15 protein-coding genes and 1 tRNA gene are annotated in these 17,844 nt (G+C 71.7%); 12 read left to right on the top strand and 4 right to left on the bottom strand.

Going from position 1 to position 17,844, the window contains the following annotated elements; translation table 11 throughout:
- Positions 1–82: 82 nt before the first annotated feature.
- The 4 genes from gltB to QE359_RS14080 all read left to right on the top strand — a co-directional run bounded on the left by gltB (position 83) and on the right by QE359_RS14080 (position 8,843).
- Complete coding sequence (gltB, locus tag QE359_RS14095; RefSeq protein ID WP_309780437.1) at positions 83–4,600, top strand: glutamate synthase large subunit; 4,518 nt, start codon at positions 83–85, stop codon at positions 4,598–4,600.
- Positions 4,593–6,050, top strand: a complete 1,458-nt coding sequence (locus QE359_RS14090; protein ID WP_309779650.1) for a glutamate synthase subunit beta — start codon at positions 4,593–4,595, stop codon at positions 6,048–6,050. The genes gltB and QE359_RS14090 overlap by 8 nt, the downstream gene beginning before the upstream one ends.
- Positions 6,051–6,190: 140 nt before the next feature.
- On the top strand, positions 6,191–7,636 hold the full coding sequence (gene pyk / locus QE359_RS14085) for a pyruvate kinase (protein ID WP_309779649.1): 1,446 nt from the start codon (positions 6,191–6,193) through the stop codon (positions 7,634–7,636).
- A 127-nt stretch (positions 7,637–7,763) separates the two neighbouring features.
- Positions 7,764–8,843, top strand: a complete 1,080-nt coding sequence (locus QE359_RS14080) for a VIT1/CCC1 transporter family protein (protein ID WP_309779648.1) — start codon at positions 7,764–7,766, stop codon at positions 8,841–8,843.
- Positions 8,844–8,882: 39 nt separating this feature from the next.
- On the opposite strand, the gene QE359_RS14075 is transcribed toward QE359_RS14080, so the two are convergent.
- Positions 8,883–9,422, bottom strand: coding sequence for an HdeD family acid-resistance protein (locus tag QE359_RS14075; protein WP_070416229.1), 540 nt, complete (start codon positions 9,420–9,422; stop codon positions 8,883–8,885).
- Between the two features lie 178 nt (positions 9,423–9,600).
- On the opposite strand from QE359_RS14075, the gene QE359_RS14070 reads away from it, so the two are divergent.
- The 3 genes from QE359_RS14070 to QE359_RS14060 are packed head-to-tail and all read left to right on the top strand — an operon-like array spanning position 9,601 to position 12,830.
- Positions 9,601–11,142 (top strand): aldehyde dehydrogenase family protein, encoded by a 1,542-nt coding sequence (locus QE359_RS14070; protein ID WP_070416228.1) that lies wholly within the window; start codon positions 9,601–9,603, stop codon positions 11,140–11,142.
- A complete protein-coding gene (locus tag QE359_RS14065) occupies positions 11,142–11,609 on the top strand; it encodes a DUF779 domain-containing protein (RefSeq protein ID WP_309779647.1) in 468 nt (155 codons plus the stop codon). The genes QE359_RS14070 and QE359_RS14065 overlap by 1 nt, the downstream gene beginning before the upstream one ends.
- A gap of 45 nt (positions 11,610–11,654) precedes the next feature.
- Positions 11,655–12,830, top strand: a complete 1,176-nt coding sequence (locus QE359_RS14060; RefSeq protein WP_309779646.1) for a GAF domain-containing protein — start codon at positions 11,655–11,657, stop codon at positions 12,828–12,830.
- Positions 12,831–12,916: 86 nt separating this feature from the next.
- Here the strand turns inward: QE359_RS14060 and QE359_RS14055 are convergent, their stop codons facing one another.
- Positions 12,917–13,396 carry a hypothetical protein gene (locus QE359_RS14055; RefSeq protein ID WP_309779645.1) on the bottom strand — a complete coding sequence of 160 codons (480 nt, stop codon included), beginning with the start codon at positions 13,394–13,396 and terminating at the stop codon, positions 12,917–12,919.
- 159 nt (positions 13,397–13,555) lie between these two features.
- On the opposite strand from QE359_RS14055, the gene QE359_RS14050 reads away from it, so the two are divergent.
- The 5 genes from QE359_RS14050 to QE359_RS14030 all read left to right on the top strand — a co-directional run bounded on the left by QE359_RS14050 (position 13,556) and on the right by QE359_RS14030 (position 16,983).
- Positions 13,556–14,239, top strand: coding sequence for a response regulator transcription factor (locus QE359_RS14050; protein WP_261646531.1), 684 nt, complete (start codon positions 13,556–13,558; stop codon positions 14,237–14,239).
- On the top strand, positions 14,239–15,729 hold the full coding sequence (locus QE359_RS14045) for a HAMP domain-containing sensor histidine kinase (RefSeq protein ID WP_309779644.1): 1,491 nt from the start codon (positions 14,239–14,241) through the stop codon (positions 15,727–15,729). Before QE359_RS14050 ends, QE359_RS14045 begins: the two co-directional genes overlap by 1 nt.
- Positions 15,730–15,737: 8 nt before the next feature.
- Positions 15,738–15,818, top strand: a tRNA-Leu gene (locus QE359_RS14040).
- A gap of 44 nt (positions 15,819–15,862) precedes the next feature.
- Positions 15,863–16,468 (top strand): ANTAR domain-containing response regulator, encoded by a 606-nt coding sequence (locus QE359_RS14035; RefSeq protein ID WP_022905562.1) that lies wholly within the window; start codon positions 15,863–15,865, stop codon positions 16,466–16,468.
- Between the two features lie 44 nt (positions 16,469–16,512).
- A complete protein-coding gene (locus tag QE359_RS14030; protein WP_309779643.1) occupies positions 16,513–16,983 on the top strand; it encodes a GNAT family N-acetyltransferase in 471 nt (156 codons plus the stop codon).
- Positions 16,984–16,987: 4 nt separating this feature from the next.
- Here the strand turns inward: QE359_RS14030 and QE359_RS14025 are convergent, their stop codons facing one another.
- Together QE359_RS14025 and QE359_RS14020 are read right to left on the bottom strand one after the other, a co-directional pair.
- On the bottom strand, positions 16,988–17,371 hold the full coding sequence (locus QE359_RS14025) for a VOC family protein (protein ID WP_309779642.1): 384 nt from the start codon (positions 17,369–17,371) through the stop codon (positions 16,988–16,990).
- 30 nt (positions 17,372–17,401) lie between these two features.
- A complete protein-coding gene (locus QE359_RS14020; RefSeq protein WP_309780436.1) occupies positions 17,402–17,770 on the bottom strand; it encodes a hotdog fold thioesterase in 369 nt (122 codons plus the stop codon).
- Between the last annotated feature and the right edge of the window lie 74 nt (positions 17,771–17,844).

Here is a 17,844-nt window from a genome sequence, read left to right as displayed (position 1 = left end):
CATGGCGCTCCAGCCACCCCAGTCCCCGGCGGCACTCGTGCCGCCGCACCGTCGGTTCTCCGCGATCCCGGACGCCACCGGCATGTACGACCCGGCGAACGAGAAGGACGCGTGCGGCCTGGCGATGGTCGCGACGCTCCGCGGTACGGCCGGGCACGACATCGTCGACGCCGCCCTCGGTGCGCTGCGCAACCTCGAACACCGGGGCGCGGTCGGATCGGACGCCGGGACCGGCGACGGTGCGGGCATCCTCTGCCAGGTGCCCGACGAGTTCTTCCGCGCCGAGGTGTCCTTCGACCTTCCAGCAGCGGGGGAGTACGCGGTCGGTACCGCGTACCTGCCCGTCGACGAGGACGACCGCCACGCGGTGAAGGGCGCTGTCGAGCGACTCGCGCGTGAAGAGGGCCTTCGGGTCCTGGGCTGGCGCGAGGTCCCCGTCCGACCCGAGGTCCTCGGCACCCTGGCCCGTGCGGCGATGCCCGCGTTCGAGCAGCTCTTCGTCGCCTCGATCCGGCACGACGTGCACGGTGCGTCGTGGAGCGGCGTCGCGCTCGACCGCCAGGCCTTCCGCCTCCGGAAGCGTGCCGAGCACGACACCGAGGTCTACTTCATGTCGCTGTCGAGCCGGACCATGGTCTACAAGGGCATGGTCACGACGCTCCAGCTCGAGCCGTTCTACCCGGACCTCAGCGACGAGCGCTTCGCGTCGAAGCTCGCGATCGTGCACTCCCGCTACTCCACGAACACGTTCCCCTCGTGGCCGCTCGCGCAGCCGTTCCGCACGCTCGCGCACAACGGTGAGATCAACACCGTCCGTGGCAACCGCAACTGGATGCGGGCCCGGCAGTCGCAGCTGCAGAGCGAACTGCTCGGCGACATGGCGCCCCTGCTGCCGATCGTCAGCCCGGGCGCCAGCGACTCGGCGTCCTTCGACGAGGTGCTCGAGCTCCTGACGCTCACCGGCCGGTCGCTGCCGCACGCGGTGTCGATGATGGTCCCCGAAGCGTGGGAGAACCAGGTCGGGATGGACCCCGAGCTCCGGGCGTTCTACGAGTACCACTCGATGCTCATGGAGCCGTGGGACGGCCCGGCAGCCATCACGTTCACCGACGGCACGCTCGTCGGCGCCACCCTCGACCGCAACGGCCTGCGCCCCGGTCGCTTCCTGGTGACCGACGACGGCCTGATCGTCATGGGCTCCGAGACGGGCGTCATCGACGTGCCGGCGGACAAGGTCGTGCGCAAGGGCCGGCTCCGTCCCGGCCGGATGTTCCTCGTCGACACCGAGGCCGGTCGCATCATCGAGGACGACGAGGTCAAGCGCGAGCTGGCCACGTCCGGCCCGTGGGGCGAGTGGCTCGACGGCGGCCGGATCAACCTCGGTGACCTGCCGGACCGCGAGCACATCGTGCACACGCCCGCTTCGGTGACCCGTCGGCAGCGCGCCTTCGGCTACACCGAGGAAGAGGTCCGCATCCTGCTGCGTCCGATGGCGCAGACCGGAGCGGAGCCGCTCGGGGCGATGGGCTCGGACACGCCGATCGCGGTGCTGTCCCAGCGTCCGCGGCTGCTCTTCGACTACTTCACCCAGCAGTTCGCCCAGGTGACGAACCCGCCGCTCGACTCGATCCGCGAGCAGGTCATCACCTCGATGGGCATGGGTCTCGGGCCGGAGCGCAACCTCCTGAGCGCCGGTCCAGAGCACGCGAAGCAGATCACGCTCGACTTCCCCGTGATCGACAACGACGAGCTCGCCAAGATCCAGCACTTCGAGACCGAGTCCGGTCGCCACCTGACCGTGACGATCAAGGGCCTGTACCGCGTCGACGCCGGCAAGAAGGCCATGCAGAAGCGCATCGCCGCGGTCTGCGACGAGGTCGACGCGGCGATCGAGGCCGGCAAGCAGTTCATCGTGCTGTCCGACCGCGACGGCAACGCCGAACAGGCACCGGTGCCCAGCCTGCTGCTGCTCGCCGCCGTGCACCACCACCTGATCCGCACCGAGCAGCGCATGAAGGTCGGGCTCATCGTCGAGGCCGGTGACGTGCGCGAGGTCCACCACGTCGCGACCCTCATCGGCTACGGCGCCTCGGCGATCAACCCGTACCTGGCGATGGAGACCTGCGAGATCCTCGTCCGCCAGGGCATGATCAGCGGCATCACGCCGGAGCAGGCCGTCAAGAACGTGATCAAGGCGCTCGGCAAGGGCGTGCTGAAGATCATGTCGAAGATGGGCATCTCGACGGTGTCGAGCTACGCCGGCGCGCAGGCGTTCGAGGCCGTCGGGCTCAGCCAGGAGTTCGTCGACCGGTACTTCACCGGGACCTCGTCGATCCTCGGCGGCGTCGGCATCGAGGTCATCGCGAAGGAGAACGCCGACCGGCACGCCCAGGCGTACCCGCAGGACGGCGCGGTCCTCTCGCACGAGCGCCTGCAGACGGGCGGCGAGTACCAGTGGCGTCGCGAAGGCCCGCCGCACCTCTTCAACCCGGACACCGTGTTCCGGCTGCAGCACGCGACGCGCTCCCGTCGCTACGACATCTTCCGCGAGTACTCGCAGGCGGTCGACGACCAGTCCGAGCAGCTGATGACGCTCCGCGGCCTCTTCCGCTTCGCGCAGGGTGCCCGCAAGCCGGTCCCGCTGGACGAGGTCGAGCCGATCGAGTCGATCGTCAAGCGGTTCAACACCGGTGCGATGTCCTACGGTTCCATCTCGAAGGAAGCCCACGAGACGCTCGCGATCGCGATGAACCGTCTCGGCGGCCGGTCGAACACGGGCGAGGGCGGCGAGGACGTCGACCGCCTGCTCGACCCCGAGCGTCGGAGCGCGATCAAGCAGGTCGCGTCCGGGCGGTTCGGCGTCACGAGCATGTACCTGACGCACGCGACCGACATCCAGCTGAAGATGGCGCAGGGTGCGAAGCCGGGCGAGGGCGGGCAGCTGCCCCCGACCAAGGTGTACCCGTGGGTGGCCCGCACCCGGCACGCGACCGCGGGTGTCGGCCTGATCTCGCCGCCGCCGCACCACGACATCTACTCGATCGAGGACCTCAAGCAGCTGATCTTCGACGTCAAGCGGGCGAACCCGTCCGCACGCGTCCACGTGAAGCTCGTGAGCCAGTCGGGCATCGGGGCGGTGGCCGCCGGTGTGACGAAGGCCCTCGCCGACGTCGTCCTGGTCTCCGGGCACGACGGCGGCACAGGTGCGTCGCCGCTGAACTCGCTCAAGCACGCGGGCACCCCGTGGGAGATCGGCCTCGCCGAGACGCAGCAGACGCTCATGCTCAACGGCATGCGCGACCGCGTCGTCGTGCAGGTCGACGGGCAGATGAAGACCGGCCGTGACGTCGTCGTGGCCGCGCTGCTCGGCGCCGAGGAGTACGGCTTCGCGACCGCGCCGCTCGTGGTCGAGGGCTGCATCCTCATGCGGGTGTGCCACCTCGACACGTGCCCGGTCGGTGTCGCAACCCAGAACCCCGAGCTCCGCAAGCGCTTCAGCGGCAAGCCGGAGTTCGTCGTGAACTTCTTCGAGTTCATCGCGCAAGAGGTCCGCGAGCTCCTCGCCGAGCTCGGCTTCCGGTCCCTCGAAGAGGCGATCGGCCACGCAGACGCCCTCGACGTCGACCGCGCGGTCGAGCACTGGAAGGCGTCCGGCCTCGACCTCGAGCCCGTGCTCAAGGGACCGCGGTTCGATGCCGACGAGCCCCGCCGGCACCAGCGCGACCAGGACCACGAGCTGGAGCAGCACTTCGACGTGCAGCTCATCCAGCAGACGGCCGACGTCCTCGAGCACGGGGGGACGATCGCGCTCGACCTGCCGATCCGGAACACGGAGCGCGCGGTCGGCACGATGCTCGGCCACGAGGTCACGCTCCGCCACGGCGAGAACGGCCTGCCGTCGGGGTCGATCGACGTGACGTTGCGCGGTTCCGCCGGGCAGTCGCTCGGCGCGTTCCTGCCGGCGGGCATCACGCTCCGCCTGGTCGGGGACAGCAACGACTACGTGGGCAAGGGGCTGTCCGGCGGCGAGATCGTGGTGCGTCCCGACGAGGGCAGCGGCTTCGACCCCGCGCAGAACGTCATCGCCGGCAACGTCATCGGCTACGGCGCGACCCAGGGCAGCATGTTCATCCGCGGCATCGTGGGTGAACGCTTCCTGGTGCGCAACTCCGGTGCGACCGCCGTCGTCGAGGGCGTGGGGGACCACGCGCTCGAGTACATGACCGGTGGACTCGCCCTGATCCTCGGCGAGACGGGTCGGAACCTCGGTGCCGGCATGTCCGGCGGGACCGCGTACGTCCGCGGCCTGCGGGAAGAGCACGTCAACACCGACTCGCTCGCGTCCGGTGAACTCCGGCTCGAGCCGCTCGACAGCGCCGACGTCGAGATCGTGAACGACCTGCTCGCGCGGCACGCTGCCGAGACCGGGTCGACCCTCGCGAGCGAACTGCTCGAGTCCGGTGACCTGAGCGACTTCGTCAAGGTGCTGCCGCGGGACTACGCGGCCGTGCTCGAGACCCGACAGCAGGCCGTCGACGAGGGCCTCGACCCGGACGGCGACGTCGTCTGGAACCGCATTCTGGAGGTGACCGGTGGCTGACCCCAAGGGATTCCTGAAGGTCCAGGAGCGCGAGCTCCCGGCCCGACGACCCGTACCCGTGCGGCTCATGGACTGGAAAGAGGTCTACGAGCAGCAGGAGTCCGGCGCGCTCAAGCGACAGGCCGGCCGCTGCATGGACTGCGGCGTCCCGTTCTGCCACCAGGGGTGCCCGCTCGGCAACCTCATCCCCGAGTGGAACGACCTCACCTGGCGCGGCGAGGGCCGGCAGGCGATCGAGCGACTCCACGCGACGAACAACTTCCCGGAGTTCACGGGTCGGCTCTGCCCGGCACCGTGCGAGGCGTCCTGCGTGCTCGGCATCAACCAGCCGCCGGTGACGATCAAGCAGGTCGAGGTCTCGATCATCGACGAGGCGTTCCAGAACGGCTGGGTCACGCCCCACCCGCCGGAGCGCCTGACCGGCAAGACCGTCGCCGTCGTCGGGTCCGGTCCCGCCGGGCTCGCCGCCGCACAGCAGCTGACCCGCGCCGGACACACCGTCGCGGTGTACGAGCGCGACGACCGCATCGGTGGTCTGCTCCGCTACGGCATCCCGGACTTCAAGATGGAGAAGCGCCAGATCGACGCGCGGCTCGCCCAGATGCAGGCCGAGGGCACCCGCTTCCGTGCGGGCGTCGAGATCGGACGCGACATCACCTGGGACGACCTGAAGTCCCGGTACGACGCGGTCGTCGTCGCCACCGGCGCCACGGTCCCGCGCGACCTGCCGATCCCGGGGCGCGACCTCGCCGGCGTGCACTTCGCGATGGACTACCTCGTGCAGCAGAACAAGGCGAACGCCGGCACGACCGTCGACAACCAGGTCACGGCCGAGGGCAAGCACGTCGTCGTCATCGGCGGCGGCGACACCGGTGCGGACTGCATCGGGACCGCCCACCGGCAGGGTGCGCTCAGCGTGACGAACCTCGCGATCGGCAAGCAGCCGCCGCTGGAGCGTCCGTCCGAGCAGCCGTGGCCGATGTTCCCGACCGTGTTCGAGGTCACGAGCGCCCATGAAGAGGGCGGTGAACGCCACTACCTCGCGTCCACGGTCGAGTTCCTCGCGAACGAGGCCGGCGAGGTCCGGGCGCTCCGCGTCGCCGAGACCGAGTACCTCGACGGCCGCCGGGTCCCGAAGGCCGGCACCGAGCGCGAGATCCCCGCGGACCTCGTCCTCGTCGCCATGGGCTTCACCGGTCCCGAGACCGACACGCTGACGCCGCAGCTCGGACTGCCCGTGACGGTCTCCGGTGCCGTCGCCCGCCAGGCCGACTACACGACCAACGAGCCGGGCGTCTTCGTCGCGGGCGACGCCGGTCGTGGGCAGTCGCTCATCGTGTGGGCCATCGCTGAAGGTCGGGCCGCCGCCGCGAAGGTCGACGAGTACCTCGAGGGCTCGACGATCCTCCCGGCTCCGGTCAAGGCGACCGACCGGGCGATCTCGGTCTGACGATGGACGTCCACCCGATGCCCACCCAGCAGTGAGCGACAGGCCACCGGCACTCGATAGGGTGCTGGTGGCCTCGCTTCGTTCCGCGCGGCCCCACAGCGCGGAAACCCAAGCACCATCCACCACCACGAAGGAATCCATTGAGACGCGCAAAGATCGTTTCGACGCTCGGACCGGCAACGTCGGAGTACGAGACCGTCAAGGAGATCATCGAGGCAGGCGTCGACGTCGCCCGCCTCAACCTCAGCCACGGTGACTACAGCGTCCACGAGGCCAACTACGAGAACGTCCGTCGCGCCGCCGAGGAGCTCGGCAAGCCCGTCGCGATCCTCGTCGACCTGCAGGGTCCGAAGATCCGCCTCGCGAAGTTCGCCGACGGCCCGCACGACCTCGCGGTCGGCGACGTGTTCACCATCACCACCGAGGACGTCGCCGGCTCGAAGGAGATCTGCGGCACGACATTCAAGGGCCTCCCGCAGGACGTCAAGCCCGGTGACCCGCTGCTCATCGACGACGGCCGGGTCCGCCTCCGCGTGCTCGACACCGACGGCGTGCGCGTCCGCACCGAGGTCGTCGTCGGCGGCACCGTGTCCAACAACAAGGGCATCAACCTCCCCGGCGTCGCCGTGAACGTCCCCGCGCTCAGCGAGAAGGACGAGGCGGACCTCCGCTGGGGCATCCGCCAGGGCGCCGACCTCATCGCGCTGTCGTTCGTGCGCAACGCCGCCGACGTCGAGCGTGCCCACGAGATCATGGACGAAGAGGGCAAGCGCCTCCCCGTGATCGCGAAGATCGAGAAGCCGCAGGCCGTCGACGCGCTCGAGGAGATCATCGACGCTTTCGACAGCATCATGGTCGCCCGCGGTGACCTCGGTGTGGAGCTCCCGCTCGAGGCCGTCCCGATCGTGCAGAAGCGCGCCGTCGAACTCGCCCGCCGCATGGCGAAGCCGGTCATCGTCGCGACCCAGATGCTCGAGTCGATGATCTCGTCGCCGATCCCGACCCGCGCCGAGACCTCCGACGTCGCGAACGCCGTGCTCGACGGTGCGGACGCGGTCATGCTCTCGGGCGAGACCAGCGTCGGCGAGTACCCGGTGCAGACGGTCCGCACGATGGCCCGCATCGTCGAGTCCACCGAGGACCACGGCCTCGAGCGCATCGCGCCGCTCGGCACCAAGCCGCGCACCCTCGGCGGGGCGATCACGCTCGCCGCGGTCGAGATCGCGGAGTTCACCGAGGCCTCGTACCTCTGCGTGTTCACCGAGTCCGGCGACTCGGCCCGACGCATGTCGCGTCTGCGCCACGGCCTGCCGATCATCGCGTTCACCCCGAACGAGGCGACGCGTCGCCGCATGGCCCTCACCTGGGGTGTCCGCTCGTTCCTCGTCGAGCGCAAGACCCACACCGACGAGCTCTTCTCGCAGGTGGACGACGTCCTCCTCGAGAACGGCCTCGCCGCCCCCGGGGACCGCGTCATCGTGACGGCCGGTTCCCCTCCGGGCATCGAGGGGTCGACGAACGACCTGCGCGTGCACCGCGTGGGCGACGCCCACGCTGAGGCCGCTCCGGCCTACGTGCGCGACTGACGTCGCGTCGCGTCCCGACAGGGCGCGGACGGGAGGCGCGGTGCGGCGACGCACGCAGCCTCCGGTCCGCGCCCTGTCGCGTTCCGCCCCGCGGCCACGTGACCACGCGGTCGCGCGAGCGGGCAGGATGGCCGGTGTGAGCCTCCAGTCCCGACCCACCGCCCAGCGCACCGACGTCCGACGCTGGCGCCGCTACCTGGCGGACGAACGGGCGGAAGCCGCCGTCTACCGGAACCTCGCCGCCCGGCGACACGGTGAGGAACGCGAGATCCTGTCCGCCCTCGCCGAAGCCGAGGGGCGGCACGAGCAGCACTGGCTCGACCTGCTCGGCGACGACGTGGGTCGGCCGCAGCGCGGGAGCCTCCGCACCCGGGTGCTCGCGTCGCTGGCGAAGCGGTTCGGGTCGGTGTTCGTCCTCGCGCTCATGCAGCGCGCCGAGGACCGCTCGCCCTACGCCGACGACGCCGACGCGACCGCGAGCATGGCGGCCGACGAACGGATCCACGGCGAGGTCGTCCGGGGGCTCGCCAACCGGGGGCGGATGCGTCTGTCCGGCACCTTCCGTGCCGCGGTGTTCGGCGCGAACGACGGCCTCGTGTCGAACCTGGCGCTCATCATCGGCGTCAGCGCGTCCGGGGCCGACCGGCACTTCGTCCTCCTGAGCGGCATCGCGGGGCTCCTCGCCGGCGCGCTGTCGATGGGGGCGGGGGAGTACGTCTCGGTGCGGTCGCAGCGCGAGCTCCTCACGGCATCGGCCCCGCACCCCGAAGCCGGCCGGGCCGTCGCGGACCTCGACGTCGACGCGAACGAGCTCGCCCTCGTGTACCGGGCTCGGGGCATGTCCGAGGCCGAGGCCCAGCAGCACGCCGACGACGTCCTCGGCGGAGCCGCGGTGACGGGTACGGCGCCCGTGGACGACCACGAGGCCATCGGCAACGGCATGAGCGCGGCGGTCTCGAGCTTCTGCTTCTTCGCGTCGGGGGCGATCATCCCGGTGCTCCCGTACCTGTTCGGCCTCGAGGGATGGGCGGCGATCGCGGTCGCGGCGCTCCTCGTCGGGATCGCCCTGCTCGGTACGGGAGCGGTGGTCGGCGTGCTGAGCGGTGCGTCGCCGCTGCGTCGGGCGCTCCGGCAGCTCGCGATCGGGTTCGGTGCCGCGGCGGTCACCTACGGGCTCGGGCTGCTGTTCGGGACGGACAGCGCCTAGCCCGACGACAGCCGACGAGGCCGCGTCCGGCCCACCGGGCTAGCGACGGACGGCCGCCCGGGGCGGGAGCAGCAGCAGGGCCGCGGCGCCGACGACGATGAGCGCGATGCCCGAGAAGACCATGAACACGGTCAGCGCGAGCCCCGGCGCGACCAGCACGACCACGCCCCCGAGGATCGAGAGCACCCCGCTCACGATCGACGGGACCCGCGACGACCCCGGGTGTCCCACGAAGCCGCCGATCAACGACGCGATCCCCTCGACGATGAAGCCGACGCCGGCGAGCACCGCGTAGACGACGAGCGGGACGGCGGGGTCCAGCAGCGTCACGAGTCCGGCGACCCCGACCAGGCCGCCGACGACGCCGGAGGTCCAGCGCCACACCGGCGGCGTGCCGTGGCCCCGCACCGCGGCGAACACCCGCAGTGCGCCGGCCACGACGAGGTACACGCCGAACAGCAGTGCGACGACGACGAGCGACGGCCGCGGCCAGACGATCGCGACGATGCCGAGCGCGATGGCGACGACCGCGGTGACGATGACGAACACGCGGAACGTGCGGACGGCACGAGAGTCCACGAGCACTCCTCCCTGTCAGGTCTGCTCGGTCCGACGCTACCTCGGCCGGCAGCGGTCGGTTCGTCGCGTGGAGGGCGAAGCGTCGCGACGCGGTGCAACCGGATGCAACCTGCGCCGCCGTAGCGTTCGGGCAGGCGCGGACCCAGCGCCCCGACAGAGTCGTCGAAAGGTGTCCACCATGACCATCGCACCGTCACCATCCACCTACGCCGCACCCGGCGAAGAAGGGTCCCTCGTCTCGTACCGCTCCCGGTACGACCACTACATCGGCGGCGCGTACGTCCCGCCGGCCGGGGGACAGTACTTCGAGAACCCCACCCCCGTCACCGGCAAGGTCTTTACCGAGATCGCCCGCGGTGACTCCACCGACGTCGACCGTGCGGTCGAGGCCGCGTGGAAGGCGTTCCCGGCCTGGGGTCGGACGAGCGTCGCCGAACGCGCCGGCATCCTCAACACGATCGCGGACCGGATGGAGCAGAACCTCGAGGCCCTGGCGGTCGCGGAGACGTGGGAGAACGGCAAGCCCATCCGCGAGACCATCGGCGCGGACATCCCGCTGGCGATCGACCACTTCCGCTACTTCGCCGGGGCGATCCGCGCGCAGGAGGGCTCGACGGGGGAGATCGACCACGACACCGTGGCCTACCACTTCCACGAACCGCTCGGCGTCGTCGGGCAGATCATCCCGTGGAACTTCCCCATCCTGATGGCGGTGTGGAAGCTCGCTCCGGCACTGGCGGCGGGCAACTGCGTCGTCCTGAAGCCGGCCGAGCAGACGCCGGCGTCCATCCACGTGCTCATCGACCTGATCGGGGACCTGCTCCCGGCCGGTGTCCTCAACGTCGTGAACGGCTTCGGCATCGAGGTCGGTGCACCGCTCGCGCAGCACCCGGACATCCGCAAGGTCGCCTTCACGGGGGAGACGACCACGGGCCGGCTCATCATGCAGTACGCGTCGCAGAACCTCATCCCCGTGACGCTCGAACTCGGCGGCAAGAGCCCGAACGTCTTCTTCGCCGACGTCGCCCAGCAGCAGGACGCCTTCTACGACAAGGCACTCGAGGGCTTCGCGTTCTTCAACCTCAACCAGGGCGAGGTCTGCACCTGCCCGTCGCGGGCACTCGTGGCGAGGGAGATCTACGACGGCTTCGTCGCGGACGGCCTCGACCGGGTGCGCGCCGTCAAGCAGGGGCACCCGCTCGACCTGTCGACGATGATCGGCGCGCAGGCGTCGAACGACCAGCTCGAGAAGATCCTGAGCTACATCGACATCGGGAAGCAGGAGGGCGCGAAGCTCCTCACCGGTGGCGAGCGGGCGGACCTCGGCGGGGAGCTGTCCGGCGGGTACTACGTCACGCCGACGGTGTTCGAGGGGGACAACTCGATGCGGATCTTCCAGGAGGAGATCTTCGGCCCGGTCCTCGCCCTGACGAGCTTCAGCGGCTACGACGACGCAATCTCGATCGCCAACGACACGCTGTACGGCCTCGGCGCCGGGGTGTGGAGCCGCGAGGCCACCACGCTCTACCGCGCCGGCCGTGACATCCAGGCCGGGCGCGTGTGGGAGAACACCTACCACCAGTACCCCGCCGGAGCGGCGTTCGGCGGCTACAAGCAGTCCGGCATCGGACGGGAGAACCACAAGATGATGCTGGAGCACTACCAGCAGACGAAGAACCTGCTGGTGTCCTACGCCGAGGGCCCGATGGGCTTCTTCTGATGCCCGACACCGACGACCGGCCCGCGACCCACAACGAGCCGACTCTCCGGCCCGCCACCGCCCGCGTGGCGGTGACGCCGGCGGCGGGGGAGCTCCTGCGCTCCCTCGCCGCCCGGCACGGCCCGCTCATGTTCCACCAGTCGGGCGGGTGCTGCGACGGCTCCAGCCCGATGTGCTACCCCGTCGGCATGTTCATGACCGGCTCGGGCGACGTGCTCCTCGGCGCGCTCGAGGTCGACGGCATCGCGCCCGTCGAGGTGTACATGTCGCGGTCGCAGTTCGAGTACTGGAAGTACACCCACCTCACGATCGACGTCGTGGACGGTCGTGGCGCGGGCTTCTCCCTCGAGGTGCCGGAGGGCAAGCGGTTCCTCACCCGCTCCCGGATGCTGGACGACGCCGAGCTCGCGGATCTCGGCCTGCTCAGCGCCGGCCCTGGCCCGAGCGGGGTGCCGGACGTAGGCTGACCGCACCGCTCGCGACGACGCGACGGGGACCGGACAGGAGGGCGCATGCGCGAACCGTCCGGTCTCCGCCCGCTCGTCGCCGCGTCCTGGCGTCGCTCCGCCCGCGTCGACCCCGAGACCGTGCCGACGCCCTCGATCGGCGAGGACGAACTCGACGCCCTCCGCCGTGCCGGTCCGCTCGGCACCGCGCTGCCGGTCGTCCGACGACTGCTGCTCGACGACGTCCGGTCGGCGGGGTGCGTCGTCGCCCTCGCGGACGCATCGGGTCGGCTCGTCTGGGTGGACGGCGCACGGTCCGCCCGGCGCGCCGCGGAGGGCATGGGGTTCGTCCCCGGTGCCGACTGGGCGGAGGAACGCGCCGGGACGAGTGCTCCGGGGACCGCGCTCCGGCTCGGACGCGCCGTGCAGATCCATGCGGAGGAGCACTACGCGACGGCCGTGAAGGGGTTCTCCTGCACGGCGGTCCCGCTCCGCGACGCCGCGGGCACGGTGGTCGGCGCGCTCGACATCACGGGCGACGACCGCGCCGTCGAACGCCACACGCTGCCGCTCCTGACGGCGACGGCCGCGGCGGCCGAGGCCGAACTCGCACTGGCGGCGCTCTCGGCCCGGACCGCGCGCCGTCCGGCTGCGGCTCCGTCCGCCGAGCTCACCCTGCTCGGGTCCGACACCGCGACGCTGCACGTCGGATCGCGGTCGGTCGCGTTGTCCGAGCGGCACTCGGAGATCCTCGCGGTGCTCGCCGCGAACCCGCAGGGACTGGCCGCCGCGGACCTCGCGGTCGCCGTCTACGGCGACCCGCGCGGCGTCCAGACGCTGCGGGCCGAAGTGGTGCGGCTCCGCCGTGTCCTCGCCGACCACGCGCTCGACGCGCGCCTGACGTCCAGGCCGTACCGCCTGGAGGGGATCCGGACCGACGTCGAGACGGTCCTGTCCGCGCTCGACCGCGGGGCGCGCCTCCAGGCCGTCGACCGGTACACCGGACCGGTCCTGCCGGGGTCCGCGTCGCCCGGGGTCGACGACCTGCGTGACCGCGTCCGGTCCCGGTTCCGTGAGTCGCTCCTCCAGGACGGCGGGGTGGACGCGCTGCAGGCGTGGGCACGCACCGCCGACGGCGCGGCGGACGAGCAGGTGCTGCGGGCGCTGCTCGCGGCGTTGCCGCGTCGGTCGCCGCGGCGGGCGGGCGTGGTCGCGGCGATCGAGGCGATCGAGCGTCCCTGAGCGGACGGCTCCGCCGGCTCGGGAGGCACGGCACACGTCGGACCGTCGGCCGACGCCGCGCGCCTCCCGCGGCGGGTGCGGGGTGGTCAGGACCCGCTCGTCGGCTCCGGTGTCGAGGTCGCGTCCGCGTCGGGTGCGGCCGGCGGGGTCGGTGCCTCGCCGTCCTTCGGCGGGGTCGGAACCTTCCCGTCCTTCGGCGGCTTCGGTGCCGTTCCGTCCTTCGGCGGGGTGGGTGCCGTGCCGTCCTTCGGGGGCTTGGGTGCCTTCCCGTCCTTCGGCGGGGTCGGCGCCGTCCCGTCGGCGAGCGGGCTGGCGACGCAGCCGGGGGCGGTGCCGGTGCCGCCCTTCTCGGCGGGCCCGGCGGCGGGTCCGTCCGTGGGCGCGCCGGTCGGTGCGCCGGTCGGTGCGCCGGAGGGTGCTCCGGTAGCCGATGCGCTCGGTGTGGCGGGGGCGGCCACGGCTGCGCTCACCCCGATCCCGCCGAGGACCAGCACGGCCGCCGCTGCGGATCCGAAACCGACCGCGCGGAGGGTCCGGCGACGCTTCGTGCCCTGTTCGTTCTCCATGGTGTTCTCCTGTTCGTCCGTCGGTCGACCGGGTCGGTCCGCCGACGAGGACGACGCTCGGGTTCGAATCTGAAGCAGGACTGAAGCATTCGTGGAGCACAGGGTTTCTCCAGGCCGTTCCATGCTCCGTGCTGGCGGAGCCGACCTACGGTGTCCGCCGTGACCGCACCCGCCCGCATCCTGGTCGTCGAGGACGACGACTCCCTCCGCACCGCCGTCGTGACGACCCTCCGCGCCGAGGGGTTCACCGTCGCCGAGGTCGCGGACGGCCGTTCCATCGCCGCCGACCTCGACCGCACCGCCCCGGACCTCGTCCTGCTCGACTGGATGCTCCCCGGGCCGAGCGGCATCCTGCTCGCCGCCCGCATCCGGGCCCGGTCGGACGCCGCCGTCGTGATGACCACCGCGCGGGACGAGCTCGACGACCGACTGCGCGGGTTCGCCGAGGGGGCGGACGACTACGTCGTGAAGCCGTTCGCGATGGCCGAACTCGTCGCCCGGGTGACGGCGGTGCTCCGGCGCCGAGGACGGGTGCCGTCCGTGATCGAGGTGGGCGACCTCGTGCTCGACCCCGACGGCTCCACGGTCCGCCGCGCCGGCGTGCTGCTCGACCTGACCGCGACCGAGTTCCGACTCCTCCGGTTCCTCGCCGAGAGCCGCGGACGGACGGTGTCGAAGGGGCAGATCACGACCCAGGTCTGGGGCTACGAGGACATCGCACCCAACCTGGTCGAGGTGCACCTCAGCGCACTGCGGCGGAAGATGGAGGCGCACGGGCCGCGGCTCGTGCACACCGTCCGGGGCCTCGGGTACCGGCTCGCGGTGGACCGGGGTGCGGCGTGATGCGCGACGGACGCCTGCGGACCACCTCGCTCCGGCTGCGGACCGTGGTCGCGATCCTCGTGCTCCTCGCGGTCCTGCTGACGGCCCTCGTCGTCGCGGTCGAGGCCGTCCTCGGCGCCCGACTGACCGCGCAGGTCGAGGACCGCCTGCGTGACCGGGCGTCCGCTGCGGCCGCGCTCGTCGGGGTGCTCGACGCGAGCGACCTCGCCGACCGGCTGTCGGCGCAGGGGCTCTCCGTGCGGATCGTCGAACCCGACGGCGCCGCGGTCGAGGCCGGCCCCAGCCCCGAGCAGTTGCGGAAGGGGCCACCCGACCCGACGGGCCTGCCCGGACCGGCGGCCCGGTCCTCGGCGGCTCCGTCGACCACCGGCTCGTCCGACAGTGCCGGCGCCACCATCACGTCGTCGTCGGTGCACGAGGACGACGGCGTGCTGACCCTCCGCTCGGACCTCGAGGACGGCACCCGCATCACGTTGACCGCCGGGACGCGCGACGTGCAGGAGACCCTGGCGCAGCTCGGCTGGGTGATGGGCGGTGCGTCCGCCGCGTTCCTCGGCGTCGCCGTCGTGGGTGTCGTGCTCGTCGTCCGACGCTCGCTGCGCCCGCTCGACGAGATGACCGCCGCCGCCCGCTCCATCACCGCGGGGGACCGCGGACGCCGACTCCGGCCGTCCCGCACCGACACGGAGATCGGCCGGGTGGCGCTCGCCCTCGACGAGATGCTCGACGCGGTCGAGGGTGCGGAGGCGCAGGCCGTCGCCGCCGAGGAACGTGTCCGCGCGTTCCTGTCGGACGCCGCCCACGAGCTGCGGACCCCGGTCGCCGGTGTCCGGGCCGCGGCGGACACCCTCGTGCGCAACGGCCCGGACGATCCGGAGACGAACGAGCTGCTCGCGGTGCACGTCGTGCGGCAGGCCGACCGGGCGGCTCGGCTCGTCGACGACATGCTGACGATGGCGCGGCTGGACCGGGGGATCGCCCTCGACCGGCGCCGGACGGACCTCGTCGACTGGCTCGACACCGAGGCCGAGCGGCTCCGCATCCGGTTGCCCGGCGTGGAGCTGCGCGTCGAGGTCCCCGAGCACCCGGTCGACGCCGACGTGGACCCGGACCGGCTCGCCCAGGTGCTCGGCAACCTGGTCGACAACGCCGCGAGGGCCACCGGGGGCACCGGCACGGTCCGACTCCGCCTCAACGCGGGACCGGAGGAGGCCCGACTCCGTGTCGAGGACGACGGCCCCGGGATCCCGGCAGCCGACCGGGAGCGCGTGTTCGACCGACTCGTCCGGCTCGAGGACGCTCGGGACACCCGCTCCGGCGGCGCCGGCCTCGGGCTGCCGATCGCGCGCGGGATCGCCGTCGCGCACGGCGGTTCGCTCGCGCACGGGGCCGACGGAGAACTCGGCGGCGCGGTGTTCGACGTGCGCCTGCCCGCGAGCGCGACGGTGCCGGCCGGTGCACGTCCGCGAGCGGGCGTCCTGCTAGCCTGATGCCCTACGCGAGTGTGGTGGAATGGTAGACACGGGGCACTCAAAATGCTCTGCTTCACGGCGTGCGGGTTCGAGTCCCGCCACTCGTACAACTGCGCAACTGCGACTTCCGACGTCTAGTAGGCTTCTGGGTGTGAGTGACACAGAAGCAACTGCAACAGCACCCCGTCGCGTCGTCGTCGCCGAGGACGAGTCGCTCATCCGCCTCGACATCGTCGAGATCCTCCGCGACAACGGGTTCGACGTCGTCGGCGAAGCGGGTGACGGCGAGACCGCCGTGCAGCTCGCGACCGACCTCCGTCCCGACCTCGTCGTGATGGACGTCAAGATGCCGCAGCTCGACGGCATCTCCGCCGCCGAGAAGCTCTCGAAGAACCACATCGCCCCCGTGGTCCTCCTCACGGCGTTCAGCCAGAAGGACCTCGTCGAGCGCGCGACCGAGGCCGGCGCCCTCGCCTACGTCGTGAAGCCGTTCACGCCGAACGACCTCCTGCCCGCGATCGAGATCGCCCTCTCGCGGCACCAGCAGATCATCACGCTCGAGGCCGAGGTCGCCGACCTCGTCGAGCGCTTCGAGACCCGCAAGCTCGTCGACCGTGCCAAGGGCCTGCTCAACGAGAAGATGGGCCTCACCGAGCCCGAGGCGTTCCGCTGGATCCAGAAGGCCTCGATGGACCGCCGCCTGACCATGCACGACGTCGCCAAGGCGATCATCGAGCAGCTCAGCGCCAAGAAGTAGCGACCCGGGCGCGCACCAGGCCGACCACCTGGCAGGGTGGAGCCATGGACGACGTGGTGATCCGTGCCTCCAGGCCCGACGACATGCCGGCGGTGGCCGACTTGCGATGGCGGTGGAGCGTCGACGAAGGCGGTGCGACGCCGGGCGTGACGCCGGACGAGTACCGCGAGGCGATGTCGGCGTTCGCCGCCGCCCACCCCGACACGCACCGCTGCGTCGTCGCCGAACGAGACGGCAGTGTGCTCGGCATGGCGTGGCTCGGGCTCGTCGCACGGCCCCCGACGCCGGACCGACCCGGGCGACGGCTGACCGCGGACGTGCAGACCGTCTACGTCCACCCCGACCTGCGGGGTGCCGGCGTCGCGAAGCGCCTCGTGACCGCGTTGCTCGACGCCGCCGACGAGCTCGGTGCTGAGCGGACGTCGGTGCACTCCAGCGTCGAGGGCGAGACGCTCTACCGCCGCCTCGGGTTCGGCGACGCCCGCCTGCTGCTGCAGCGGCCGCCCGAGGACTGACCCGTCATCCGCGCGCCGGGAGCTGCTGCAGCGTCCACGCGTTCTGGTCGGGATCAGTGAAGAAGACGAAGCGGCCCCACGCCATCTCGTCCACCCCAACCGCGTCGACGCCGAGCCCCTGCAGGTGCGCGAGGGCCTCGTCGGCGTCCGGGACGACGACCTGGATCGACTTGAGCGCACCGGGGACGACGTCCGGGGACATGATGCCCTCGCCGAACGCGATGGAGCAGGCGGACCCGGGCGGGGTGGCCTGCACGAAGCGGAGCTCGTCGGAGACGCGCTGGTCGTGGTCGATCGAGAAGCCGATCCGTTCGTAGAACTCGCGGGATCGGTCGACGTCGCTGACGGGGACGAGGATCAGTTCGATCCTCCAGTCGGTGGCGGGCACGGGGCACTCCTTCGTGACGCCCGCCGGGTGTCAGCGGGCTTCGCGGATCATGTTGGTGATGCGCACGGTGGAGCAGCGCCGCCCATGGTCGTCGGTGAGGACGATCTCGTGCGTGGTGAGCGTGTTGCCCAGGTGCAGTGCCGTGCAGGTACCGGTGACCAGGCCGCTCGTGGCGCTCCGGGAGTGCGAGGCGTTCAGCTCGATGCCGACCGCGTACCGGCCGGGACCGGCGTGCACGTTCGCGGCCATCGACCCGAGGCTCTCGGCCAGGACGACGTAGGCGCCGCCGTGCAGGAGTCCGACGGGCTGACGGTTGCCCTCGACCGGGATCGTGCCCACCGCGCGCTCGGCGGTGAGCTCCGCGATGACCATGCCCATCTTCTCGGCGAGCTCGCCCATCCCACGGTCGGCGAGGCGCTCGTCGACGGTCCCGGTGGTGGCAGCTTGGTCGGTCACGCTGGCGGACTCCCGTG

The organism is Curtobacterium sp. SORGH_AS_0776 (assembly GCF_031453355.1).
Taxonomy (GTDB): Bacteria; Actinomycetota; Actinomycetes; order Actinomycetales; family Microbacteriaceae; genus Curtobacterium.
The sequence above is the reverse complement of the archived record's forward strand: the minus strand, read 5'-3'. Positions and strand labels throughout refer to the sequence as shown.